The sequence below is a fragment of the Methylobacterium sp. GXS13 genome, assembly GCF_001455965.1.
GTDB lineage: Bacteria > Pseudomonadota > Alphaproteobacteria > Rhizobiales > Beijerinckiaceae > Methylobacterium.
Genome location: NZ_LKKO01000047.1, coordinates 61,272 through 84,697 on the forward strand (window position 1 = coordinate 61,272; position 23,426 = coordinate 84,697).

Annotated in this window: 23 protein-coding genes; 17 read left to right on the forward strand and 6 right to left on the reverse strand. The window is 67.3% G+C overall.

The window, feature by feature from the left end:
* The first annotated feature begins 143 nt into the window (after positions 1-143).
* Positions 144-1,130, forward strand: a complete 987-nt coding sequence (locus tag AO398_RS17320) for an ABC transporter substrate-binding protein (protein ID WP_058193357.1) — start codon at positions 144-146, stop codon at positions 1,128-1,130.
* Positions 1,131-1,409: 279 nt separating this feature from the next.
* Here AO398_RS17320 and AO398_RS17325 read toward each other — a convergent pair whose 3' ends face one another.
* The 3 genes from AO398_RS17325 to AO398_RS17335 are packed head-to-tail and all read right to left on the reverse strand — an operon-like array spanning position 1,410 to position 4,786.
* Positions 1,410-2,738: an LLM class flavin-dependent oxidoreductase gene (locus tag AO398_RS17325; protein ID WP_058193358.1), complete on the reverse strand. Its 1,329-nt coding sequence runs from the start codon at positions 2,736-2,738 to the stop codon at positions 1,410-1,412.
* Between the two features lie 13 nt (positions 2,739-2,751).
* Positions 2,752-3,795 carry an LLM class flavin-dependent oxidoreductase gene (locus AO398_RS17330; protein WP_058193480.1) on the reverse strand — a complete coding sequence of 348 codons (1,044 nt, stop codon included), beginning with the start codon at positions 3,793-3,795 and terminating at the stop codon, positions 2,752-2,754.
* Positions 3,796-3,799: 4 nt separating this feature from the next.
* On the reverse strand, positions 3,800-4,786 hold the full coding sequence (locus AO398_RS17335; protein WP_058193359.1) for an aliphatic sulfonate ABC transporter substrate-binding protein: 987 nt from the start codon (positions 4,784-4,786) through the stop codon (positions 3,800-3,802).
* A gap of 438 nt (positions 4,787-5,224) precedes the next feature.
* On the opposite strand from AO398_RS17335, the gene AO398_RS17340 reads away from it, so the two are divergent.
* From AO398_RS17340 to AO398_RS17390, 12 genes are all read left to right on the forward strand, one after another.
* On the forward strand, positions 5,225-6,358 hold the full coding sequence (locus AO398_RS17340) for a methionine ABC transporter ATP-binding protein (RefSeq protein WP_082643319.1): 1,134 nt from the start codon (positions 5,225-5,227) through the stop codon (positions 6,356-6,358).
* Positions 6,348-7,013 (forward strand): methionine ABC transporter permease, encoded by a 666-nt coding sequence (locus AO398_RS17345; protein WP_058193360.1) that lies wholly within the window; start codon positions 6,348-6,350, stop codon positions 7,011-7,013. The genes AO398_RS17340 and AO398_RS17345 overlap by 11 nt, the downstream gene beginning before the upstream one ends.
* 42 nt (positions 7,014-7,055) lie before the next feature.
* Positions 7,056-7,835 carry a MetQ/NlpA family ABC transporter substrate-binding protein gene (locus tag AO398_RS17350; protein WP_058193361.1) on the forward strand — a complete coding sequence of 260 codons (780 nt, stop codon included), beginning with the start codon at positions 7,056-7,058 and terminating at the stop codon, positions 7,833-7,835.
* Between the two features lie 33 nt (positions 7,836-7,868).
* Positions 7,869-8,180, forward strand: coding sequence for a hypothetical protein (locus tag AO398_RS28370; RefSeq protein WP_152997553.1), 312 nt, complete (start codon positions 7,869-7,871; stop codon positions 8,178-8,180).
* The gene (locus AO398_RS17355) at positions 8,180-9,415 is read left to right on the forward strand and encodes an acyl-CoA dehydrogenase family protein (RefSeq protein ID WP_058193362.1); all 1,236 of its coding nucleotides are present in this window, start codon (positions 8,180-8,182) and stop codon (positions 9,413-9,415) included. The genes AO398_RS28370 and AO398_RS17355 overlap by 1 nt, the downstream gene beginning before the upstream one ends.
* Before the next feature lie 300 nt (positions 9,416-9,715).
* Positions 9,716-10,816 (forward strand): ABC transporter substrate-binding protein, encoded by a 1,101-nt coding sequence (locus AO398_RS17360; protein ID WP_058193363.1) that lies wholly within the window; start codon positions 9,716-9,718, stop codon positions 10,814-10,816.
* Between the two features lie 8 nt (positions 10,817-10,824).
* Positions 10,825-11,829: an ABC transporter permease subunit gene (locus tag AO398_RS17365; protein WP_058193364.1), complete on the forward strand. Its 1,005-nt coding sequence runs from the start codon at positions 10,825-10,827 to the stop codon at positions 11,827-11,829.
* Positions 11,823-12,614, forward strand: a complete 792-nt coding sequence (locus tag AO398_RS17370; protein WP_058193365.1) for an ABC transporter ATP-binding protein — start codon at positions 11,823-11,825, stop codon at positions 12,612-12,614. Before AO398_RS17365 ends, AO398_RS17370 begins: the two co-directional genes overlap by 7 nt.
* A gap of 111 nt (positions 12,615-12,725) precedes the next feature.
* On the forward strand, positions 12,726-13,706 hold the full coding sequence (locus AO398_RS17375; RefSeq protein WP_058193366.1) for an aliphatic sulfonate ABC transporter substrate-binding protein: 981 nt from the start codon (positions 12,726-12,728) through the stop codon (positions 13,704-13,706).
* Positions 13,707-13,720: 14 nt separating this feature from the next.
* Positions 13,721-14,491, forward strand: a complete 771-nt coding sequence (locus tag AO398_RS17380) for an ABC transporter permease (RefSeq protein WP_082643329.1) — start codon at positions 13,721-13,723, stop codon at positions 14,489-14,491.
* 62 nt (positions 14,492-14,553) lie between these two features.
* On the forward strand, positions 14,554-15,336 hold the full coding sequence (locus AO398_RS17385; protein ID WP_058193368.1) for an ABC transporter ATP-binding protein: 783 nt from the start codon (positions 14,554-14,556) through the stop codon (positions 15,334-15,336).
* A gap of 45 nt (positions 15,337-15,381) precedes the next feature.
* Entirely contained in the window at positions 15,382-16,338 is a 957-nt protein-coding gene (locus AO398_RS17390; RefSeq protein WP_058193369.1) for an aliphatic sulfonate ABC transporter substrate-binding protein, read from the forward strand.
* Positions 16,339-16,342: 4 nt separating this feature from the next.
* On the opposite strand, the gene AO398_RS17395 is transcribed toward AO398_RS17390, so the two are convergent.
* On the reverse strand, positions 16,343-17,752 hold the full coding sequence (locus AO398_RS17395) for a methyltransferase domain-containing protein (protein WP_058193370.1): 1,410 nt from the start codon (positions 17,750-17,752) through the stop codon (positions 16,343-16,345).
* Between the two features lie 110 nt (positions 17,753-17,862).
* Between AO398_RS17395 and AO398_RS17400 the strand changes: the two genes are divergently transcribed.
* The 4 genes from AO398_RS17400 to AO398_RS28375 all read left to right on the forward strand — a co-directional run bounded on the left by AO398_RS17400 (position 17,863) and on the right by AO398_RS28375 (position 21,236).
* Positions 17,863-18,675, forward strand: coding sequence for a glycosyltransferase family 2 protein (locus tag AO398_RS17400; protein ID WP_244498814.1), 813 nt, complete (start codon positions 17,863-17,865; stop codon positions 18,673-18,675).
* A gap of 107 nt (positions 18,676-18,782) precedes the next feature.
* Positions 18,783-19,721 carry a triphosphoribosyl-dephospho-CoA synthase MdcB gene (gene mdcB, locus AO398_RS17405; protein ID WP_082643320.1) on the forward strand — a complete coding sequence of 313 codons (939 nt, stop codon included), beginning with the start codon at positions 18,783-18,785 and terminating at the stop codon, positions 19,719-19,721.
* Positions 19,722-19,802: 81 nt separating this feature from the next.
* A complete protein-coding gene (locus AO398_RS17410) occupies positions 19,803-20,537 on the forward strand; it encodes a DUF3750 domain-containing protein (RefSeq protein ID WP_058193483.1) in 735 nt (244 codons plus the stop codon).
* A 447-nt stretch (positions 20,538-20,984) separates the two neighbouring features.
* Positions 20,985-21,236, forward strand: a complete 252-nt coding sequence (locus AO398_RS28375) for a hypothetical protein (protein WP_152997554.1) — start codon at positions 20,985-20,987, stop codon at positions 21,234-21,236.
* Positions 21,237-21,257: 21 nt separating this feature from the next.
* On the opposite strand, the gene AO398_RS17415 is transcribed toward AO398_RS28375, so the two are convergent.
* A complete protein-coding gene (locus tag AO398_RS17415) occupies positions 21,258-22,343 on the reverse strand; it encodes a tlde1 domain-containing protein (RefSeq protein WP_058193484.1) in 1,086 nt (361 codons plus the stop codon).
* Between the two features lie 236 nt (positions 22,344-22,579).
* On the reverse strand, positions 22,580-23,362 hold the full coding sequence (locus AO398_RS17420) for a lytic murein transglycosylase (RefSeq protein ID WP_058193372.1): 783 nt from the start codon (positions 23,360-23,362) through the stop codon (positions 22,580-22,582).
* Positions 23,363-23,426: the final 64 nt, after the last annotated feature.

The following is a 23,426-nucleotide window of genomic DNA, read 5'->3' on the forward strand; positions in this document are numbered from 1 at the left end:
CCGATTGTGCTCTCGCCTGGCCAGACACAGGACCAACGTTCAAAGAATCTCCGCCCCATCACACGAGTACCCTCTGGGATGACCCGTCCTCCCAACAGCCATAAGAGCGACGGCCGGATAACCGCCACGCTGGCGACCGCCGGATGAGGCGGCGCGACATCCTCGCCACCATCGGCAGCGCGGCCGTATGGCCGATGACGGGGTGCAGCCCGAACCCGCTGCCGCGCCGGCTCGGCGTTCTTCTGGTCTATGGCGAGAGCCATCCGGACGTGCCCGTGATCGTCGAGACCCTGAAGGACAGCCTGCAGAAGCGCGGCTGGATTTGGGGACAGAATCTCATCGTCGACCTGCGGTATGGCGACGGCGATGGCGAGAAGATGCGCCGCCAGACCGGCGAATTGCTGGCCTTGAAGCCCGATCTTCTGTTCGCGCAAGGCGTGGTTGGGGCGACGGCCGTCCAGCAGACCAACACGAAAACGCCCGTGGTGTTCATCCAGGTGCAGGATCCGGTCGGCGGCGGCATCGTTGCCAGCCTGGCGCGGCCGGGCGGCAATCTCACCGGCTTCACGAATTTCGACTACACCTTCGTTGGCAAGTGGCTGCAACTCCTCAAAGAGCTCAGCCCCGGGGTCACGCGGGCCCGAGCGATCATCAATCCGGATTACCACGCACGCTTCTCTGGCTACTCGACGGCGCTCGCGCGGATCGGCCCGGCCTTGGGTATCCACGCCGAAGCCACCGGCGTGCATGACGCGGCCGAAATCGAGCGGGCGATCACCACCGTCGCCGCCCAACCGCAGGCCGGCCTGATCGTGCTGCCCGACGCGGTGACCGGCGTGTACAGTCGTCAGATCATCGATCTGGCGGCCCGGTACCGGCTGCCCGCCGTCTTCGCCTACGCCGCCCAGGTCCGCATGGGCGGCCTTGCCGCCTACACGACCAGCGTGGTGCAGGATGTCCAGCAAGCCTCTGGCTATATCGACCGGATCCTCAGAGGCGCCGCAGTCGGCGATCTGCCGGTGCAGGCGAGCGAACGCTTCCTGACCATGATCAATCTCAAGACGGCCGCGGCCCTGGGGCTGACGATCACACCATCGCTGCTGGCGAAGGCCGATGAGGTGATCGAATAGGGATCACCGGTATCTGAATCGAACGAACCGGAATCCGTCGCTCAAAGGAATGATCCATCAAAGCATTGCGGCCCGTCGAGCCACATCAGACAAGGCCGTTCTGATCACGTCCCTCCAGCTCGCATACGAAACACCAGTGCAGGCCCGATGCCGAACCTGACGCTCCATGCAGGCGGAATCCTGCTGCTGAGTTGGCCGAGTCGAGCAGAATAGTTCTGTCGTGGATGCCGTCCGGTGTCTCGGCGTCACCACTCTACCGATGGGCTTGTGCCATGGCTCTCAGCGGCGGCTCGACGGGGATGTCCAGGCAAGCCGTTCGAGACCGAGATGGTCGCGCAGCGTCGTCCCTTCGTAATCCCGACGGAACAGGCCGCGCCGCTGCAGGATCGGCACGACGTGGTCCACGAAGGTTTCCAAGCCGTCGGGCAACACATCCGGCATCAGGTTGAATCCGTCCGCGGCGCCAGCGTGGAACCAGGCTTCGATGTCGTCAGCAATCTGCTCGGGCGTACCGACGATGATGCGATGACCGACGCCGCCGCCGAGGGCGCGCAACAGCTGGCGCACCGTCAGATTGTCCCGTCGGGCGAGCGCGACGGTGCCGATGAACATCGTGTGGTTGGCGTCGGGCGGGAGGGGCAGCGGGTCGGGCAACGGCTTGTCGAGGTCGAGCTGCTCTGGGGCGATCCGCAGCGTCCCGGCCAGACGGGCGAGGCTGTACTCGAGCGGCACGAACTCCCAGAGTTTGTCCTGACGCCGGCGCGCCTCGGCCTCCGTACCACCGATCACTGTGGCGAGGCCTGGGAGCACGACGATCGTGGCCGGATCCCGGCCGTACCGCAAGGCGCGGGCCCGCAGGTCTGCGGCATAGGCCGCGCCGTCCGGGATTGTCTGAGCCAGGGAGAACACCGCGTCGGCGGTGGCGGCGGCAAGCTCACGGCCATCCTCCGATCCGCCGGCCTGCACCGTCACGGGCCTGCCTTGCGGCGAGCGCGGCACGGTGAGCGGCCCGGCGACGCTGTAATGGGGGCCGCGATGGTCGATGGCGTGGACCTTGGAACCGTCGGCGAAGCGTCCGCTCGCCTTGTCGCCCACCAGCGCATCGTCCTCCCAGCTGTCCCAGAGGGCGTGGACGACCTGCGTGAACTCCCGGGCGCGGGCGTAGCGCGCGCCATGCTCGGACACCCCGGCGAAGCCGAAATTGCGGCCCGCGGCGGCGTCCGCCGTGGTGACCACGTTCCAGCCCACCCGGCCACGGCTGACGAGGTCCAGCGTCGCGAAGCGCCGGGCCAGATTGTACGGCTCGTTGTAGCTGGTGGAGGCGGTGGCGATCAGCCCGACATGGGTGGTCGCGGCGGCCACGCTCGCCAGCACGATCGTCGGTTCGAGCGCCATGAACGGCCGGTAATCGATCCGGTCGTTGATCGCCGGCGTGTCGGCCAGAAAGATCGCGTCGAGCTTACCGCGCTCCGCGATGCGGGCGACGCGCACGTAGTGGTCGATGTCGATGAAGGCGTCGGGCCGGCTGTCCGGCAGCCGCCAAGCCGAGGGATAGACGCCGGAATGCAGCAGGTTGACGTTGAGGTGGAGTTCTCGCCGCGCGCTCATCGGATTCCCCGGCTCAGCGGACGCGCGGCAGGACGTGCTCGGCGAACCGGCGCATCTCGGCCTCGAACGGCTGGAACTGCAGAATGAACAGCCCGATGCCGGCCTCATGGAAGGCGCGGATCCGGGCCGCCACCGTCTCGTAGCTGCCCACCAGACCGGCCGCGGTGCCGCCATTGGTGCCGACATGGCGGCTCGCCGCCGCGTCGGTCTTGGCGAACATGACGCTCGCCGCATCGGTTCGGGCGCGGGTATCGGCGCGCAGGTCCGCGTCGCGCTGCGCGAGAGCCAGCAGGCGGTTGTGCTCGGCCTCAGCCGCCGCGTCTGTCTCGCGGGCGATGACGAAGGCCGAGAGGCCGTAGCGCAGGGGGGCGTTTGCGGCGGGGCGCCCAGCGACGTCGGCGATCAACCCGCGAACGTCGTCCAGCGGCTGGCCGTTGATGAACCAGACGTCGGCGTGGTCGGCCGCCAGCGCCCGCGCCGGCTCGGATTCGCCGCCGAGATAGATGGTGGGCCGCAGCCGGTAGGTACCGGCGGGGCGCAGCTGATAATCCTGGACCTGGAAATGCGCGCCGGAGAAGCTGACATGCTCGCCGCGCATCAGCCGGTCCACGAAGCCGATCCACTCCCGCCCGTAGGCGTATCGGTCGTCATGGGCCGGGAACGGCAAGCCGGCCCGCTCGAACTCGGCCCGGTTCCAGGCATTCACGAGGTTCAGCGCGAAGCGGCCGCCGCTGATATGCTCGATCTGCAGGGCCATCTTGGCGAGCACCACCGGGTGGTAGAGCCCCGGCTTGATCGCCGCGATGATCTCGATCCGTCGGGTCAGATCCGCGAGCATCGCCGCGGCGGTCCAGGCTTCGAGCTGGTCGCGGCTCGCGTCGTAGGGGTTCATGGTGTGCTGGGCGACCAGCACCGAATCGAAGCCCAGCGCCTCGGCCTCGAGTACGAGGGCACGGTTGCGCTCCCAGCTCGCGTCGTCCGGCTCGTCGGGGTCGTGGTGGGCGGCCCGGGAGCCGTGGACGGCCGCCCAGATGCCGAACCGGGGTGACTCCGCCATCACCTCAGCCCTTCACCGCCGGCGGCGTCCAGAGCGGGACATCCGTGGCGTCGATCCGGCGCGGGATCAGCTTGGCGTCGAGGAAGGTGTCGGCGATCGCCTGTTGCTCGCCGAGCTGCGCCCGCTCCACCGGTTCCACGCGGTAGGTGCGCCGGGCATTGGCGGCCGCCACCACGGCGGGGGGCAGGTCGCCCCAGACGGGGGCCAGCAGCGCCACCGCCGCGTCAGGGTTGGCCTTCGCCCACTGCCCCGCCTCGACCAGCGCCCGGTACACCGTGGCGACCACCTCCGGATGGGCGGCCACGAAGCTGTCGTTTACGAGGTAGTAGCGGTGGTAGCTGGTCAGACCCGACCCGTCCGCGATGGTGCGGACCGGCCGCTTGGCCTCTGCGAAGGCCAGGAACGGGTCCCAGATCGACCAGGCATCGAGGCTACCCTGCTCGAAGGCGGCGGCCCCTTCGGGCGCCTGGAGATAGGCCGGCCGGATGTCGTCGAAGCCGAGGCCGGCCCGCTTCAGCGCCGCGGCCAGGACGTAATGGCTACCGGACCCGCGCGAGACGCCGACCGTACGCCCCTTGAGGTCGGCGATTGTGCGGATCGGGGACTCCGCCGGCACGATGATGGCTTCGGCCGCCGGCGCGCCGCGTTCGCGGGCGTAGAAGGTCAGGGGCGCCCGCGCCGACTGGGTGAAGATCGGCACCGCGTCGGCGACGTCGGCGTGGATGTCGACCGCCCCGGCATTCATCGGTTCGAGGACGTTGGTGAACAGGTGCCAGGTCGGCGTGAAGCCGAGCGGCGCCAGGCGCTCGGCCAGGGTGCCCTTCACCTTGATGATCGTGAACAGCACCGACGAGCGCTGCATGCTGATCTTCACCTCGCGCGCCGCCGCATGCACCGAGGGCGACGCGAAGGACAGCGCCGCAGCGCCGAGGCCAGCCTTGAGGAGCGTCCGGCGGGACGGAAACCGTCCTGCGGGCGTGTCGTCGGTCATCGTGGTCTCCGGTCGGTGAGCCCCCGTTCGCGGACGTGCAGGAACCGAAATCACGGGTGCGACGGCTGCTAGATCGGGTGCCTATTATTGAAGCCCGCCGGCGCGCGACGATCAAGAAAACAAGGTTTCAAATTCGCAGCGGTTCGAAGAACAGTCCGACTTCGCAAATGACGGGACGAAGAACGAACGCCACGGCAAACGACGTGTCCTGTGAGCCGGTATGAAGCTCTTTCGTTCCGAGCTCGGCCGGCCATCGGCTCGGGTGGGAAATTTGTTTCAATGATACGGCACAGCATGAAAAGACGTTCTATGGAGCCGGGAAACTATGTGCCCGCCTTTCCTTGACCCGTCTCCGCGTCGACCGTCATACAGATCGCTTCCGGAAGATCCGACAGCATTGCGGACCGCCAGGTCCCGATCGAGGAGTACCCACAGGCTGTGCCCACCCTGCCGTCGCCCCGCGAACTGTCCGACACGCCGTTGATCCGGTTCGAGAGCGTCTCGAAGACTTATCCGGCGCGGAAAGGCGCGGCGCTGGTCACGGCGCTTTCCGGTATCGACCTCGCAATCCCGGCCGGCACGATCCTCGGGGTGATCGGGCGCTCGGGCGCGGGCAAGTCGACGCTGATCCGGTTGATCAACGGCCTCGAGCGGCCGAGCGCTGGGCGGGTGGTCGTCGGCGACGCAGAGGTTTCGAGCCTGCCCGAGCGGGAGCTGCGACGGGTGCGCGCCCGGGTCGGCATGATCTTCCAGCACTTCAACCTGCTGTCGTCGCGCAATGTGGCCGACAACGTCGCCCTGCCGCTTGAGATCGCGGGCTGGAAACGCGCGGCGATCCGCGGGCGTGTGGCCGAACTGCTGGCCCTCGTCGGGCTGGAGGCGCAGGCCGGCCGCTACCCGGCGGAACTCTCGGGCGGCCAGAAGCAGCGCGTCGGCATCGCCCGGGCGCTCGCCACCGAGCCCGACGTACTGCTCTCGGACGAGGCCACCTCCGCCCTCGACCCGGAGACCACCCGGTCGATCCTGGCCCTGTTGAAGCGGATCAACCGCGACCTCGGCCTGACCATCGTGCTGATCACCCACGAGATGTCGGTGATCCGGGCGGTCGCCGACGACGTGGCGGTGATCGACCGCGGCGCGATCGTGGAGCGCGGCACGGTCTACGAGGTGTTCACCCGGCCTCAGGCGGAGGTGACCCGCAGCCTGCTCGCCGGAGAGGTCGGGCTCGACCTGCCAGCCGGGCTGGCCGAGCGGATCTCCGCTGATCCGCGTCCAGGCGGCGTGCCGGTGCTCCGCCTCGCGCTGCGGGGGGCGCAGGCCGATACGGCGATCATCGCCCGGCTCGCCCGCGAGACCGGGATCGAGGCCGTGATCCTGGCCGGCGCGGTGGACGAGATCGGCGGCCAGCGCTTCGGCTCCCTGGCTCTCGGCCTGTCGCCGGGCGAGGAGGCCGCCGCCCGGGCCCAGGCCTATCTGGCCGCGCTCGACATAACGGCCGACCTCCTCGGCTATCTGCCGCCGGCGCAGGAGGTCGCCAAAGACGTTGCGCAGGGGGCTGCCCGTGTCGCCTGAACTCATCAACCTCTTGGTTCAGGCCACCGCCGACACGCTGACCATGGTGGCGCTGTCGGCCGCCATCGGCACGCTGCTCGGCCTGCCGCTGGGGGTGTTCCTGGCGACGAGTCGGCGGGGCGAGCTGCTGGCGGCGCCCGCGCTCAACGCCGCCCTCGGGGTCATCGTCAACGCGACGCGATCGACGCCCTTCATCATCCTGGTCGTGGCGATCATCCCGTTCTCCCGCCTGGTCGCCGGCACCTCGATCGGGACCTACGCCGCCAGCGTGCCGCTGACGGTTGCGGCCACGCCCTACATCGCGCGGCTGGTCGAGGCGGCGATCCGCGAAGTCGATCACGGGCTTGTCGAGGCCGCCCGGGCCTTCGGGGCAAGCCCGTGGCAGATCATCCGCAAGGTGCTGATCCCGGAGGCGCTGCCCGGCATCGTCCTGGGGCTCACCCTCGCGGTGGTGTCGCTGGTGGGCTACTCGGCCATGGCTGGCGCGGTCGGCGGCGGCGGGCTCGGCGATCTCGGCATCCGCTACGGCTACCAGCGCTTCCGGCCCGACATGATGCTCGCGGTCGTGGTCGTCCTCATCGTGCTCGTGCAGGTGTTCCAGAGTGCAGGCGAGCGCCTCGCGCGCCGCCTCAACCGGCGCCACCGCCAGAGCTGATCCCCAGACCCGTTCGACCCTGAAATCGCGAGACCGCCTGCCATGTTGCGTCGCCTGGTGCTTACCGCCCTCCTCGTGCTGCCCGGCGCCGGGCACGCGGAGGCCCTGAAGCGCGTCCGCATCGGCGCGACGCCGGGGCCGCACGGTCAGATCCTGGAGGCGGCGAAGCCCGTCGCGGCGCGCAACGGCCTCGACCTGCAGATCATCGAGTTCTCGGATTACGTGGTGCCGAACGAGGCGCTGTCGGCCGGCGAGATCGAAGCGAACTCGTTCCAGAACCAGCCCTTCCTCGACAACCAGAAGGCCGATCGCGGCTACAGAATCGTCGGCGTCGCCACGACGGTGAACTTCCCGCTCGGGATCTACTCGAAGCGCCACAAAAGTTTCGACGCGGTGCCGACCGGCGGCACGATTGCGATCCAGAACGACCCGACCAATGGCGGCCGCTCGCTCCTGCTTCTGCAGGACAAGGGCGTGATCAAGCTGAAGGCCGGAACCGGGTTCAAGCCGACGGTGGCCGACATCGTCGAGAATCCGCGCAAACTGCGGTTCATCGAGGTCGATGCGGCGCAGACGCCCCGGTCGCTGGACGATGTCGACGCGGCCGCGATAAACACCAACTTCGCCACGCCGGCCGGCCTGAAACCGTCGGACGCGATCCTCAAGGAGGAACCGAAGGGGCCCTACGTGAACCTCCTGGCGGTCCGCGAGGCCGACCGCGACCAGCCGTGGGTCAAGGCGCTCGTCGAGAGCTACCGCAGCCCCGAGGTCAAGGCGTTCATCGAGACGACGTTTGGCAGCACCGTCCTGCCGAGCTGGTAGCGGCTGCGCGGGCACGGGCCTGCGAAATCCCCGATGGACACCCCGCTTTCGACCATGAAGCGGCTTGGCCGGCCCGGAAACGCAGTGGCGCGGCAGCCTGACAATGCCGACATGTGCCGAGGATCGAGCCTTCTTGCGAGAATGTTGTTTTCCATCGAAGCTTATCGAAAGAAACACGTGCTCAAACCGTCCTTCATCGAGGGATCACGGTTCCAAATCGATCGCGGGCGGCCGTTTTTCCTGCGTTCCGGCTTGAGATCGCGGCTCGACTTGGCGAAATCTTGGGTCTCGTGCCGAACGCCCTCCGGCATCGGTCGCGACGATCAAGATGGGATGCTCGGGTGATGTCGCAGAGGGATGCAGGTTGGGGCGCTGGCCCGAGTGAGCGTTACGAGGATCTGGCCGCTCGCTTCCGACCCACCTTCGCCGAGATCCGCGCCACGGCGGTCGAGCGCGACCGCACGCATCGCCTGCCGCATGCCGAGATCGGCTGGTTGAAGGAGATCGGCTTCACCACGTTGCGCCTGCCGGTCGAGGCCGGTGGCCACGGCGCCAGCCTGCCCGAGCTATTCAATTTGTTGATCGAGCTGTCGCAGGCCGATTCGAACGTGACCAACGCCCTGCGGGCCCATTTCGGCTTCACCGAGGACGTGCTCGGCTCGACCGCGCCGGACTGGCGCGCCCGCTGGATCGCCCGGCTCGCCGCCGGCGAGACTGTGGGCAGCGGCGTCTCCGAGACCGGTTCGGCCAAGGTCGGCCAATTCGATACGGTGGTCCGCCACAGGGGCGCCGAGCGGGTCGTGTCAGGCAAGAAATTCTATACCACCGGGTCACTGTTCGCTGATTACATCCATCTTTCGGCCGATGACGAGGACGGCGCCGCGATCGTCGCCGCCGTCCCGACGGGAGCGCCGGGCGTCGAGATCGTCGACGATTGGGACGGGTTCGGCCAGGCGCTCACTGCGAGCGGCACGATCCGGTTCGATGACGTCGTTCTGTCTCCAGATCTGATCAAGCCGGACCCGGCGCGCTTCCCCTACGCGATGGCGTTCTTTCAACTCGTCCATCTGGCCACGCTCGCCGGGATCGGGCGCGCCGCGGCCGAGGATGTCGGACGCTTGGTGGCCGAGCGGACACGCGTCTACAGCCATGGCAATGCCGGCCGGACCGCCGACGATCCGCAGATCTTGGCCGTGGTCGGCAGGGTTCGCGGTAACGCCTACGCGGCCGCGGCCGTGGCGCTGAAAGCGGCGGAGGCGCTCCAGCGCTCCTACGATTTGCATCGCGAAGCGGGCGGCCGGGGCACCGAGTCCGAGGCGGAGCGCGCCACCGCCCTGGCGGATGTCGAGGTCAACCAAGCGGTCACCGTGGTCACCAATCTGGTGCTTGAAGCGACGACAATCCTGTTCGACGCACTGGGCGCCTCGGCGGTCAAGCAAGGGCTCGGGCTCGACCGCTATTGGCGGAACGCCCGCACCATCGCCTCGCACAACCCCCGGATCTACCGGGACAGGATCGTCGGCGCCTTCGCGGTGAACGGCACCGAGCCGCCGCGTCAGTATCGCGTTGGCGCGGCCTGACATCATTCCCCGCCTCGGAGCGGTGCTGGAATCGAATCTAGGGACTGGAAGCCGTTCGATGGAGGGCGGTTGAGATCTTCCTGCCTCTAAGGCAAGCAAGGCAATAATTTTTTGGGGTCGACGGCAAGATCATAAAACGCTTTCGTTGACTCAGCGCTCCGTCGATAGAATATTAAAGTCGTTGATCCTTTACCGGATCACTTTCCTACATTGATGATGCACGAAGAGCTCGGCCACGCAGTCTAGCCGTGCCGTGCGTCGGCCTACCTTGCCGCGCGGTCGCGCGGCCGGAGACGTGCGATGATCGAGGACCCGTTACATCCGAGGACCATGGACCCGGGCCGATGGCCCTCGCGTCGCCTGCTGCTGCGGGCCGGCGCTGGAGCGATGGCCGCGCCCTTCGGCCTGGGCATAAGCGCGAGCCAGGCCTGGGCCCCGGGGCCCGGTGCGCCGTTCAATCCCGGCCCCCTCTGCAGCCCCATCGCTGCGGTAGGCCCGACAACCCCGCTGCGGCCGGTCAAGCTGGCCTGGAACGCCACCGCGATCTGCACAGCCGCTGCGCCGCTGGCGAAGGAGCAGGGCATTTTCGCCAAGCATGGCCTCGACGTGGACTTCGTCAATTTCGGTGGTGCCACGGAGGCGCTTCTGGAAGCCATCGCGACCGGCAAAGCCGATGCGGGGATCGGCATGGCCCTTCGCTGGCTGAAACCCCTGGAACAGGGCTTCGACGTCAAGATTACTGCCGGCCTGCATGGCGGCTGCCTGAGGCTGCTGGCCGACAAAGCGAGCGGGATCACCGACATCCCGTCCCTCAAGGGCAAGACCATCGCGATCAGCGACCAAGCAAGTCCGGCCAAGTACTTCTTCAGCCTGCAACTGGCCAAGGCCGGCATCGACCCGGACAGCGGCGTCGACTGGCGGCAATACCCGGCCGATCTGCTGAACTTGGCGGTGCAAAAGGGAGAAGCGCAAGCGCTGGCCGATGGCGACCCGCGAACTTGGATCTGGTTGAAGGATGAGCGCTTCACCGAAGTGGCGACCAATCTGTCCGGAGATTACGCAGACCGCACCTGCTGCGTCGTGGCGGTCCGCGGCAGCCTGCTCCGGAACGACCGGCCGGTTGCCGCTGCCCTCACCCGGGCGATCCTGGAGGGCGGGCACGCCGTCCACGAGAACCCCGCGGCGGCCGCCAAGGCGTTCTCCGGCTACGGAGGCAAAGGGTCAGTCGAGGATCTGGCCGCGATGCTCCGCAATCAGCAACACGGCGACAGCCCGGTGGGCGGCAGGCTGAAGCAGCAGCTCGCCCTCTACGGCGATGAATTAAAGCTCGTGAACGTTCTGAAGCGCTCGACCGACACAGCGAAATTCGCTGAGCGGATCTACGCCGATGTGCTGGGCTGAGGAACGTCATGTCCGGAAGCATCACCGCGGTCACCGCCGCGCGCGTCGCAGCTGCTCGAGCGCACGTGCCTGTCCCTCCCTGGCGGGTCCTTGCGGCCGGTACCGTCTGGCTCGCGCTCGCCGGGCTGACCCTGGCACTGCCGGAGACCGGCGACTTTCCAAGGACGGCCGCCTTCGCGCACGGCGCCGCGGTCATTGGTCTGGGTCTGCTGCCGTTGGGGCTGCTCGGTGCCAGGCTCGGCGGGTTCGGGGCGCGGCTGCAGCACTGGAGCCCGTGGCTCGCGGCACTGGCCATAGCCCTGGTGGCCTGGGAGGTCGTCACGGCGAAATTCTGCCTCTTGCCGATGCCGTTCTTCCCGCCGCCCCAGGCCATCCTCGAGGTGTTTTTGGACGATTGGCCGAGACTCGGCGGCAGCACGCTGAATTCGCTGATCCTGCTGGCCGGCGGCTACGCCATCGGGGCAGGGTTCGGCTTCGTGCTCGGCGTCGCCATCGGGACGTCCAAGGCTGTAGGCTACTGGGCGCATCCGGTGCTGCGCTTCGTCGGCCCGCTCCCGGCGACGGCGTGGCTGCCGCTGGCCTTCTTCGTCTTTCCGACCTCGTGGTCGGCGAGCACCTTTCTGGTCGCGCTGGCCACAGGCTTTCCTGTCACCGTGTTGACCTGGTCCGGGGTGGCCGGCGCCAACAAGGCCTATTTCGACGTGGCGCGGACGCTGGGCGCCTCGCCCAGCTTCCTGGTGCTGAGGGTGGCGGTCCCGGCGGCGTTGCCGCACGTCTTCGTCGGCCTGTTCATGGGGCTCGGCGGCTCCTTCGCGGTGCTGGTGGTGGCCGAGATGCTCGGCGTGAAGTCGGGCCTCGGCTGGTACCTGCAATGGGCTCAGGGCTGGGCAGCCTACGCGAACATGTACGCGGCGCTGATCGTGATGGCCCTGATGTGCTCGTCGCTGATCACCTTGCTGTTCCGCCTGCGCGATCGCCTGCTCGCCTGGCAGAAGGGGCTGGTGCAATGGTAGCCGCAACGCTGCAGCGACATACGGACCAGGCTCGCGGTGCAAGCCTGCACGCGGAGGCCGTCAGCCACGCCTTCGATATCCGCGGCGCGCCTTTGCCGGTGCTCGACCAAGTCAGTGTCACTGTCGCGCCAGGCGGGTTCGTCGCGCTGCTCGGCCCTTCGGGCTGCGGAAAATCCACCTTGCTGCGGCTGGTGGCCGGGCTGGAGCCTCCGGACCAGGGTGTCATTACCGTGGGTGGTCAATTGGTCGAAGGGCCGGACCCGTCCCGGCTGCTCGTCTTCCAGGATCCGACCCTCTACCCATGGCGGACTGTACGCGGAAACGTGGCGCTGGGGCTTGAAGCCCAGGGCGTCGGCCGGGCGGATCGCGCGGCGCGCATCGATCGGGCACTAGGGCTCGTCGGGCTGTCCGCTTTCGCGGACGCCTATCCGCACCAGCTCTCTGGCGGCATGGCGCAAAGAGCGGCTCTGGCCCGGGCGCTGGTCAACGAGCCGCGCCTGCTGCTCCTCGACGAACCGCTGGGCAAGCTCGACGCGCTAACCCGGCTGGCGATGCAAGCGGAGATCCTGCGGCTCTGGCAGGAGAAGCGCTTCACCGCAGTCCTCGTCACCCACGACGTCGAGGAAGCTTTGATCCTGGCCGAGCGGGTGATCGTGCTCAGTGACCGTCCGGCCGCGATCCGAGCCGAGTTGCCAGTCGAGGCCCCCTATCCACGTCACCGGGATGATCCTGACCTCGTTCGGCTGCGTCGGACGATCCTGGAGATTCTCGGTCAGGTTACCTGATCGCGCGGGCAATTGCGGTGCGCGGTCAAGCGACCCTCACGTTCCGGGCCGCGCGCCGTGACCGCGTGCGTGAACGCTTTCCACACGCTTCGCCGAGACGAGGTTCCGCCCTTGCGTCGCTCACGCCGATCCCTCCTGGCCGCCGGCCTCGTCCTGATCTCCGGGACAAGCCTGTTCGCTCATGCGGCCCGGGCCCAGGATCCGAAGGAGATTCGCCTGGACTGGGCAACCTACAATCCCGTCGGTCTACTTCTGAAGGAGAAAGGTTTCCTTGAAGAGGCCCTTCAGGCGAAGGGCATTCGGGTGCGGTGGGTCCAGTCACTCGGCTCCAACAAGGCGCTCGAATTCCTGAACGCCGGCGCGATCGATATCGGCTCTGCAGCAGGCGCGGCCGCTCTCGTCGCGCGGATCAACGGGAACCCGGTTAAAGCCGTCTACGCCTTCTCGCGCCCGGAGTGGACGGCGTTGGTCACCCGCAAGGACACCGGCATCGCCAAGCCCGCAGACTTAAAGGGCAAGCGCATCGCCGTCACCCGCGGTACCGATCCGCATATCTTCCTCATCCGTGCGCTTCAGGGCGCAGGCTTGACGGAAAGGGACGCAAAGCTCGTCCTGCTTCAGCATTCGGACGGACGCACGGCCCTTGACCGGGGCGATGTCGATGCCTGGGCCGGCTTGGATCCCTTGATGGCGGCGGCCGAGATCGAGAATGGCGATGTCCTGTTCTACCGTGACCCGGCGGCCAACACCTGGGGTCTGCTCGATGTGCGTGAGGACTTCGCGAACGCCCACCCCGATCTCGTCCGGACAGTGATCGCAGCCTACGAGCGGGCGCGCGCCTACGCGCTGGCGAACCCGCAGGCCCTCTCGGCGGCGCTGGTCGCCGCGACCAAGCTGCCCGAACCTGTGATCGCTCGCCAGCTCCAGCGCACCGACCTATCAAAGCCGATGATCGGGCCGGCACAGGCCGAGTCCATCGAGGCGGCCGGCCTCGCTCTTCAGCAGGCCGGCGTGATCCCCGCCGGTACGGATGTCGCTTCGGCGGTGAGCGGTTTGCTCGATTCTGGCTTCAACCCCGTCGCCGCGCGTTGACGGCCGGGACGCTGATGCGGCAGGGCGGCCGTGTCGGCCTCGGGCTGGTCCTGCCGCTCGCCCTGGCGATCGGCTGGGAGATCGCGATCGATCCCGGCTTGGTCTCCGGCCGGCTGCTGCCGCCACCGAGCCGAATCGGCGCGACGCTGTTGGACCTCGCGGCCTCGGGGGACCTGCTGATGCATGTCCAGGCGACCTTGATCCGGGTCGGACTCGGCTTCCTCTGGGGAGCCGCTGTGGGGATCCTGGCGGGTGGGCTCGTGGCGACGCTTCCGACTCTGCGCTGGCTGCTCGATCCAAGCCTGCAGGCTTTGCGAGCTGTGCCGTCGCTGGCCTGGGTTCCACTCTTCATCCTATGGTTCGGAATCCTCGAGACGCCGAAGGTGCTGCTGATCGCCGTAGGGGTCTTCTTCCCGGTCTATGTCGGGGTCTCGGGGGCGATCGCCTCGGTGGACCGGAAACTTATCGAAGTCGGACGTATCTTCCGGCTGTCGCGTTTTGGCCTCGCCAGGCGGATCCTGCTGCCCGCGGTGCTGCCTGCGACGCTGGTCGGGTTGCGCACGGGACTCGGCCTCGGCTTCCTGTTCGTTGTGGCGGCAGAGCTGATGGGCGCTTCGGAGGGGCTCGGTTACCTACTGGTCGATGGCCAGCAATTCGGCAAACCGGACCAGATCGTCGCCGCAATCTTCGATTTCGCAGCGGCGGGGAAGCTGGCCGACTTGGTCCTGATGACGCTGACGCGGCCCTTGACGCGCTGGCAGGATACGGAACGGGAGAGCCTATGACGGGCGAGACCCTGCACCACGCGCCCGGCCCATCACTACAATTGCTCACACAAGAAATCCCCGTGCTCATCGTCGATGATCTTTCAAAAACCTACGCGGATGGCACGCAAGCCCTGGCCGGGATCAACCTCTCGGTGCACCCGGGGGAGATCGTCGCGCTCGTCGGCGGCTCGGGCTGCGGAAAGACGACACTGCTGCGCCTCATCGCGGGACTCGACCAAGCGAGCGGCGGATGCGTGCAGGTCGACGGCGAGACGATCCGCGAGCCGCATCCGGATGTCGGCGTCGTCTTCCAGGAGGCGCGACTCCTGCCCTGGCTTGATGTCGCAGACAATGTCGGCTTCGGCCTTGCCGGGCTTACCGGATCCGAGCATCGGGGCCGGGTCGTCGGGGCACTGGAACGGATCGGTCTGGCGGAGCATGCCGACCGCTGGCCGCGCGAGCTGTCCGGTGGGCAGCAGCAGCGCGTCGCCATCGCCCGGGCATTCGTGACCATTCCGCGCGTGTTGCTGTTGGACGAACCGTTCTCCGCGTTGGATGCCTTCACCCGCAGGGATCTGCACGATCAGCTCCTGAACCTGTGGGGCGAGGCGAAGCCGACGATCCTGCTTGTGACCCACGATGTCGGTGAGGCCGTGACGCTGGCTGACCGGGTGGTGGTGATGCGCCCGCGTCCGGGCCGCCTCGACGAAACCATCGTTATCGGGCCGGCCCGCCCACGTGATCCCGTTGCGGCTCATCATGAAAATGCGGTCCGCCGCGTGATGGCTGCCCTCGACCGCTCTTTGCGTCCGGCCGCAGCCCATCAGCCGCTTGCCCCTGAGGACCGTGCTACGTGGTGGTAGATCCTCTCCCCACGTCCTCACCCTGCTCCCATCCCGGATGACACGATGCCTGCCTCTCGCCGAAACCTGATCGCCGGCCTTGCCGCCGCAGCCCTCGTGCCGCTGCCCCGCACAGCCCGGGCAGCCACGACGCTGCGCATCGGATACCAGCGTTCCTCGACGCTCATCGCGCTGCTGCGCCAGAACGGCAACCTGGAGAAGGCGCTGGCACCGCTCGGGACCGGCTTGTCCTGGCACGAATTCACGAGCGGGCTTCCGATCATGGAAGCCCTCAATGCCGGGCAGATCGACGTTTCGGCCGACGTGGCCGACACGGTGCCGATCTTCGCGCAGGCGGCGGGCGCTCGGATCACCTACATCGCCCAGGAAGCCCCCTCCCCGGACGCGCAGGCCATCCTGGTGCCCGAGAGCTCGCCCGCCAAGACGGTTGCGGATCTGCGCGGCCGGCGCGTCGCCGTCACCAAAGGCGCGGGCAGCCATTACCTGCTGCTGGCTGCCCTCTCGGAAGCCGGCATGACCTTCAAGGACATCACCCCAGCCTACCTGACGCCTGCCGATGGCCGGGCTGCGCTCACCAGCGGCGGTGTCGAGGCCTGGGTCGCCTGGGACCCGTTCCTGTCCGCCGCCCGGCAGCAATCCGGTGCGCGGGTTCTGCGCGATGGTGCCGGCCTGTCCCTGTACAAACGCTACTATCTTGCGGCCGATCCTTACGTGGCCGCCAACAGCCCGGTGCTGGCCGTCCTGTTCAGCCAGCTGGCCGAAACCGGCGCTTGGGTGAAGGCGCAGCCGGACGAAGCGGCTTCGCGCCTGGCGCCGCTCTGGAAAATCGAGCCCGAGGTGATCCGGCGGGCGAACGCGCACCGCAGCTACCACGTAGAGCCGGTCACCCGGGCCGGCCTCTCCGAGCAGCAGAAGATTGCCGACGCCTTCCGGACCGAAGGCCTCCTGCCCCGGCCGGTGGACGCATCCGCACTCCCAATCTGGGCGCCGCCGGTGCGTTGACCCGCTAGGCGCGCGGCACGCCCAGAACCCTCCGGCTCTCCTCCGCAAGCACCGCGTGGCGCACTGCTTCCGGACCGACGGTGGGCGTCTCCTGGGCGGCCTTCGCGATGATCGCCTTGAAGCGCTTCTTGTCCCAGGACTGGGAGCGCAGGCTCTTCAGCACGGCGTCGAGCACGACCCGCACGGCGAGCGACCGCTGCCGCTCCCGCGCGAGTTCGGCGGCCAGCAGCGGATCGCGGAACTGCGCGGCACCGAGCGGCACGACAAGGACCGCGTTCTCTGCCATGGCCGGATCCCCATCGTCGGCGACCGTGAAACCATCGGGATGCTTTCGGCGGTTCAGGATCTTCGTCGCCTCGTTCAGCAGGATGTGGTGCTGGATCGGGGCCAGGGCATTCGCCGGGACGTCGTGACCCGCCAGCGCGATCTGCTGCTGAAAGCGTCGACGGCTCAGACCGAGTGTGCCCAGGCTGGCTCGCACGGCCGAGAGAACCCTGCGTAGGGCCTGCGTGCGGTACGCGGATCTCAGAAGCTGATCGCGCAGGAGGGCCGCGGATTCACCCAGCGGCCCGTCCGGCAATTGGCGCGCCTGATCAGCCAGCTCCACGATCACCCGCTGCATCAGGACGGTGCGTTCGCTCCGGGCCTCTTCAGCTGCGAGCCGCGGCGCGCCCTTCCGAAGCCAGACGAAAAATTCCGTGGCGTACCGTTCCTGAAGGTCCTCGACCCTCAGGTCGAGATAGCCGAGCAAAGACAATTCCAGGATCATCAAGCTGAAGCTCGACGGTACGAACACCCAGGCGTGGGCGTCGGTATAATCCAGACGCTGCGCGGCGGCGTGCCATTGCGGCGCGTCGGTGATCGGATTGACCGGCTCGGCCAATTGGATGTCGCTGGCGTCCCAGGCCCCGATCCCACCTGGCTTCAAGGCCATGTTGAGAGCGTAGTCGATATGCGTCCGCAGGGTGTGCCGGTCGCGTCGCTCCAAGAAGGCCGTGATCGCTTCGGCGGTCGCCGACAGCGGTCGGTAGAAGTCGAAGCACTTACGCTTGTCCGGGACGGCTAGGATCACGACGCCGTTTGGTTTCAGCAGCGTCTGCGCAGCACGCAGGAACGTGACGATGTCGGTCGTGTGCTCGATGACGTGGCTGGCGATGAACGCGTCGAACGTTCCATGCTGATCGCTCGGGATAGCGTCGGCGAGGGAACCTCCGGTCCAGACGATGTCGACCTCCTCAATCCGGTCGATCGCCTGGTCATGATATTTCGCGATCAATTCATCACGCGAAGCGTGATCGACCACTATCGTGGTCCAACCGTCACGTTTAGGGGCAAGGGGATTGAAGCTCGGGCCGATCTCAATGATCCGCGCATCTTTATTCAAAGATCGTAGAAGTTGCGGCGCTCGCTCCATATCCAGCTTAGCTCCTAATTAGCGTCCCGCCGCGTACGATGGGGGCGGATTATCAAATGCCGTGTCGAAGGGAAATGTCGGTGGAGAAAAGGCCTCTCGCCGTGGTCACCATGGCGTTCAACGAGAAAACGATGTTGCCGCTCTGGCTAAGGCATTACGACCGGCAGGTCGGAGCCGAGAACTGCTATGTTCTCGATCATGGTTCCGTCGACGGCTCAACCATTGGGATCAACGCGAACCTGATTCGGCTGCCGCGAACGCCCCTCGACGAATGGGAGCGCGTGAATACGATCCGCGATTTCTGTGCGTCTTTATTCATCGGATTCAAGTGCGTGCTTTTCGCCGATGCGGATGAGTTGATCGTCGTCGATCCGGATGTGGCGCCATCGCTGTCGCATTACATCGCGGCGCGCGATGTGCCGCCGATCCTCGACCTGTTCGGCTCCGATGTCCGCCACGTCGAGGAGGAGGCGCCGATCGATCTTCAACGCCTCGTATCGCTACAGAGAGCCTATGTCCGCCCGATATCGACCCTCTGCAAAGCAACACTGATCTCGAAGCGTACGGACTGGCATATCGGCTTCCACTGCGTGGTCCACGAGCATCGGCCGAAATTCGACGACCTGTTCCTGTTCCACCTAGCCCATTGTGACAACTACATCTTGTTCGAGCGCCAGAAGAAGCGCAACGCCGCCGCACCGGTCGGCATCCCGGACTCGCATCACGCCATCGAGCCGACGACGTTTCTGGATCATATGAAGTCGGATATTGCCGGACTTACGCGGACACGCGTTCAGTTGCGCCGCGGTGAAGATCTTTTCGAAACAACGAAGAGGATATTCGCCGATGCAATCGAGCGCAAGAGTTGGGCCCAGGCGCCGAATCTGTGGCACTTGCCAGACCGCTTCGTCGGAACGTTCTAACCGACGGAGACGCGCTCGAAGCCAGCCCCTACAGGCGCCGCGGTCGACCACAGGGGCTCTCAGGCGAAGCGGCCGAATTGACGGCTCTGCGGGAGGTGCGTAGCAGCATGCCCGTCACGACCGGTTGCTCCAGCCGGTCGAGATGGCCCGTGTGTCATGTTTTCTCGACGTTGCGCGGGAGAAATCGCATTTCCGATCTGCGCGTTCAGGAAAAGCCGCATGCTCCGAAGCTCCGGCCCGAGCGCGTAGCGAATCTCGCCCACGCCGCCCTGATCGATGAGTTGGAAACTTGGCCAAAGCCCGGGCTGGTTAGCCCCGTCGACTCCGGCAGCCATCTCGACATGGATGCCGAAACCCTGCGTCGCAGCGCAGCGGCGATCCGGCCGTACTTCGCTGACCTCTTCGCCGCTGGCGAACGCGGCGAGGACATGGGTGGGCTCCGCGCCATCGGATTGAGGGCCGAGGCGGCCATGTTGGCGGCGACGGGCGGCGTCAACGCGCATCGCGGCGCCATCTTCTCGCTGGGTCTGATCTGTGCCGCCGCGGGCGCGGCCGGACAGTTTCGCGCCTCCGCCGATGCGCGGGCCGAGGCCGTGGGCTGCCTATGGGGCGGTGCCATCGCTCGGGCGCCCACCTCGATGGAGAGCCATGGTGGTCGAGTGGCGCGCCGCTACGGTGTTGGGGGTGCCCGTGCGGAAGCTGCCGCAGGCTTTCCCACCGTCCGGGCCGTCGGTCTGCCGGCGTTGCGCTTCGGCCGGGCCCGGGCGCCGGACGATCCCGAGGCCGCACGAGTACACTGCTTCTTCGCGCTGCTGGCCGTCGTCGACGACACGAACCTGCTCCACCGCGGCGGGGCTGATGGGCTGGATTGGGCGCGGGCTGCGGCGGCCGATTTCCTCAAGGCCGGCGGGATCGCGACGCCGGATTGGCGGGACCGTGCCATCGCAATCCATCGCGACTTCGTGGCGGCGCGCCTGAGCCCTGGCGGCTGTGCCGACCTGCTCGCCACGACGCTGTTTCTTGAAGCGGTGTCTGACGCCGCCTGATCCGCACCGTTCGGCCGCATGGGAACCGGCGCGACCGCTTCCTACATCCGGGCCGTCCTCCGTCATGCCCCGGCCAATCTCGTGTCCCTGATCAGGTTCGCGCTTATCGCGCTCGTCATCCTTTTCCTTGTGCCGATCGCTGTCTCGGCAACCCGGTACTGGCTGCGTGCGGACGGCGACTGGCGCTCAGCCGACCGTTCCAGCGCCGGCCTCCTTCCGCCGGCCGAGACCAATCCCGGGGCCGTGGTCCGAATCTACTCCGCCCGCACGGTGAGCTGGCGCGGTATCGTCGCGACCCATAGCTGGATCGTCATCAAGGGTAGCGGAGAGCGCCGCTACCGCCGCTTCGACTACACGGCCTGGGGCCAGCCGATCTGGATCGACCGCTTCGTTCCGGACGGGCGCTGGTTCGGGAACGCACCCGAGACCGTGTTCGCCACGGACGGCCCGGAAGCGGAGATGATGCTTCCGCGGATTCGCAAGGCCGTAGCCGAGTACCGCTATGCCCGCCCCGGGGATTACGTGGTCTGGCCGGGACCGAACTCGAACACGTTCGTCGCTGCCGTGATGGCAGCGGTACCGGAGATGCGGGCCAGCCTCCCGGCCACGGCGATCGGCAAGGATTTTCCCTACGATGGACGCTGGATCGGGCGGACGCCCTCGGGCACAGGAATTCGGATCAATCTCGGCGGTTACGTCGGCCTCACGTTCGCCTGGGTCGAAGGCTTGGAGCTGAACCTGCTCGGCGGTGTCGCCGGGATCGACTTCCGCCGCCCCGGAATCAAGCTGCCTGCGATCGGACGTTTGGGAATCTGAAAGCTTCGGCGAAGATCGTGCTGTCTGTCTGCAACAGCTACTCAGGTGCCTGTCGCACTTGGCCCGGTAGCTGAGCGAAACGCCCGTGAACGTCATTACCCGCAGAGCGGGTACGATCGATCGGCTTGCCACGCCGACCATGATACGGACGGGCCAAGCGGAGACATCCTCTGCAGCGATCAACGCGAATGCCAGTGCAGGGCGGCCGTTTCATATCCTTGCCGCCGCCCGACGTCAGCCGGCGACTTGAATTGGGATGATCGGCGCGAACTACAGTCAGTATAAAATGACTAACCTGCCCACCGCGGACTCAATGGCCGATGTGGCCGTCTATCCGTAAGTGCCCCTGCAGGCTGACTGAGTTATCCCAGACGATCTTGAGAGGCTGCCGATATACGGCAGCCGGTATCCCACCACCGGACGCGCGAGCCATCGGGAGACGCGTTCATGGCACCAGACCCCGATGGGGCTGACACCGCGATGACAGAGAGGCTTGCGCGTATCTCAGCAGCCCCGGGCCTGTCGGTGTCGGTCTTCTTCGGTCCTGGTTCCGGTTCGCGATCGACCCATGGTTCCGAGGTCGAGGCGGAGTCCTATCTTCTCAATCTCGTCGAAGCCCATTTGCGGCAGGCGCGCCCCGAAGAGCGCGGCAGCGTCCAGGGGTCGGTCAAAGCACTGCTGCACAGCCAATCGCGATAGCGAGCCCCGGATCGGTCTGCCTCAATTGCCGTTGCGGGCCATGCGGGTGCGCATGGGCGTCTCGGCAAGGCTCGGCAGCGGATCCTGGATGCCGGCCACGACCACGAGGCGCTGGACTTCGCCGCGCAGGAACGCTTGCAGGAACCGATCGTAGTCGCGGAACGAGACGCAACCGTTCGAATCGCCGCGCGGGCCGAGCATGAAGGTATGCGCCAGCAGGCCGTCGCGACCGTAGACAGCCTCAGGGCCACCGACCGGTGTCAGGCGGATCGCCCGTACACCGTGGAACAGCTGCTCCCGCTCCTTGAGGTCGTAGGTGCCGGGCGGCGTCGGGCCGCGCATCCGCACGTTGACGAGGCGCGGCTCGTCGAAACCCTCGCCGAGGCCGGAATGCGCTTCCAGACGCTCACCGCTCGGCAGCGTCACCACGCGGGCCGCGATGTTGTAGACCGCCGTCCCGGCCGTGGGACGCGCATCCGTGGGGGCAAGCGGCGGCGAGATGCGGCGCTGCGGCACGAGATCCGCCGGTCGGGTCTCGAGGGAGCCATAGGCGAGCGCGGGGGCGCGCTCGACACCGAACAATTTTTCCAGGAACGAGCGGTCGTCCTCCCGGGGCGGGATCGCGACGGGCGAAAGCTCGCGACGCGCGATCCGCCGGTCGGCCCTGCGCGCCGGGTCAGGACCGCGCGTGGATCGAAATTCGGGAGGACGCGGAATTGGGAGGGGTACGGTCATCGCCGCACGTGGCGGCTCGGCATTCTGAACCTCAGGGATCGGCGTTGCGTCGGCGATCGATGGCAGCGACGGCAGCTCGACCTGCGTCCAGGCCCAGCGGGACAAGGGACCGCCGGTGGCATCGCGCCAAGCTTCGGTCGCCGAAGGCTCAGGGTTCGCCGCCAGGGGGGGGGCCTCGGACCGTGATTCGGCACTCGCGACGTCGCGATCCGGGATGACCAGTGTGGAAGCCGGCGGGCGTCCCGAATGCGGCCAGCCGCTCCCGAGTGCGGCCAGAGCCACGGCGGCGGTCAGGACGGCCAACGGGGCTGCGCAGGAACGGCGGCCGATCCGGGTGGTGGAGCCGTCCAGGGGCAAGGTGTCGATAGCCATGCGGGCGCCCATGCTCTCGTCGCGGAGCGGATGCCTGCCGGATCATCGTCGCCGCGGCTCGGACAAGCCGACAGCGCCTCTCGATGGGCCGGCCGGCCCCGCTGAGCTGAAACAGCGGGGCCGGGCCGGCTTTTCTGGGGCATCGGCGTGGTCGATCACGGACCGATCAAGACCATTTTGGGGCGGATAAAGATTTCGCGCTCCAATTCTGAAGCGCGTCCGCCCGCGAATAGACTTCAATCGTTGTCGATCTGCTTGCCCAGCAGGGCAATCGCCTTCTCGTAGACCGGTGCGGCGTTCCAACCCTGGATCGCGACGAAGTTCGGCTCGCCGGGCTGGTAGCCGGCTCCGGGGCGCCAGCCATGCGCCTTCAGAAAGTTCGCGGTCGACGAAAGGGCGGCGCCGACATTGTTCAAGTCGCCGGTGCCGTAGGCGAGCACGTTCTTCGGCAGGAACTGCGTGTGGCCGACTTCCCCGTGAGCCGCGCCGCGGGTGCTCGGCGAGAGCAGGCCGCGATCGACCAGGGTGAGGGCCGCATAGAGCTGATCCGTAAAGTATTCGGAGCGGCGGCAATCATACGCCAGGGTCGCCACCGCCGAGAGGGTGTTGACGTTGCCACGGACCGCACCGAAGCCTGTCTCCATGCCCCAGATCGCCAGCAGCGGGCCCGGGGGGACGCCGTAGCGCTGCTCGATCGACTCGAACAGGGCGGCGTTGGTGCGCTTGAGCTGACGCCCCTTCGCCACGATGGTCGGGCCGCCCCGCTTGGCCAGGAACTGATCCAGCGACAGCTTGAAGCTGCGCTGGCCGCGATCGGCCGAGATCGTGGCGGTGGAGTAACTCGTGCCTTCGAGGGCGGCCAAGCTCGATGCGCTGGCTTTGCCGCGCGCCTCCTGCGCGAACTCCCGCTTCCAGGCTTCGAACCCAGCCGCCGTGTTGCCGCATTGCGCGGCCTCCGCCTGCCCGGCCATTCCGGCGAGCCCGGCCATTGCCGCCACAGCCAGGGTCATACGCCGCATTTGTTCGATCACGCGAAACACTCCTTCGGCGCAAGGCCGCGCCATGGTCTTCAACCGAGTACCG

Coding starts and splice junctions, on each gene's coding strand:
- AO398_RS17365 (WP_058193364.1), top strand. CDS start 10,825: ATGTCCGGAAGCATCACCGCGGTCACCGCCGCGCGCGTCGCAGCTGCT.
- AO398_RS17335 (WP_058193359.1), bottom strand. CDS start 4,786: ATGACCGACGACACGCCCGCAGGACGGTTTCCGTCCCGCCGGACGCTC.
- AO398_RS28375 (WP_152997554.1), top strand. CDS start 20,985: ATGGCACCAGACCCCGATGGGGCTGACACCGCGATGACAGAGAGGCTT.
- mdcB (WP_082643320.1), top strand. CDS start 18,783: ATGCCCGTCACGACCGGTTGCTCCAGCCGGTCGAGATGGCCCGTGTGT.
- AO398_RS17320 (WP_058193357.1), top strand. CDS start 144: ATGAGGCGGCGCGACATCCTCGCCACCATCGGCAGCGCGGCCGTATGG.
- AO398_RS17360 (WP_058193363.1), top strand. CDS start 9,716: ATGATCGAGGACCCGTTACATCCGAGGACCATGGACCCGGGCCGATGG.
- AO398_RS17400 (WP_244498814.1), top strand. CDS start 17,863: ATGGCGTTCAACGAGAAAACGATGTTGCCGCTCTGGCTAAGGCATTAC.
- AO398_RS17330 (WP_058193480.1), bottom strand. CDS start 3,795: ATGGCGGAGTCACCCCGGTTCGGCATCTGGGCGGCCGTCCACGGCTCC.
- AO398_RS17350 (WP_058193361.1), top strand. CDS start 7,056: ATGTTGCGTCGCCTGGTGCTTACCGCCCTCCTCGTGCTGCCCGGCGCC.
- AO398_RS17355 (WP_058193362.1), top strand. CDS start 8,180: ATGTCGCAGAGGGATGCAGGTTGGGGCGCTGGCCCGAGTGAGCGTTAC.
- AO398_RS17325 (WP_058193358.1), bottom strand. CDS start 2,738: ATGAGCGCGCGGCGAGAACTCCACCTCAACGTCAACCTGCTGCATTCC.
- AO398_RS28370 (WP_152997553.1), top strand. CDS start 7,869: ATGGACACCCCGCTTTCGACCATGAAGCGGCTTGGCCGGCCCGGAAAC.
- AO398_RS17415 (WP_058193484.1), bottom strand. CDS start 22,343: ATGGCTATCGACACCTTGCCCCTGGACGGCTCCACCACCCGGATCGGC.
- AO398_RS17395 (WP_058193370.1), bottom strand. CDS start 17,752: ATGGAGCGAGCGCCGCAACTTCTACGATCTTTGAATAAAGATGCGCGG.
- AO398_RS17390 (WP_058193369.1), top strand. CDS start 15,382: ATGCCTGCCTCTCGCCGAAACCTGATCGCCGGCCTTGCCGCCGCAGCC.
- AO398_RS17370 (WP_058193365.1), top strand. CDS start 11,823: ATGGTAGCCGCAACGCTGCAGCGACATACGGACCAGGCTCGCGGTGCA.
- AO398_RS17420 (WP_058193372.1), bottom strand. CDS start 23,362: ATGCGGCGTATGACCCTGGCTGTGGCGGCAATGGCCGGGCTCGCCGGA.
- AO398_RS17380 (WP_082643329.1), top strand. CDS start 13,721: ATGCGGCAGGGCGGCCGTGTCGGCCTCGGGCTGGTCCTGCCGCTCGCC.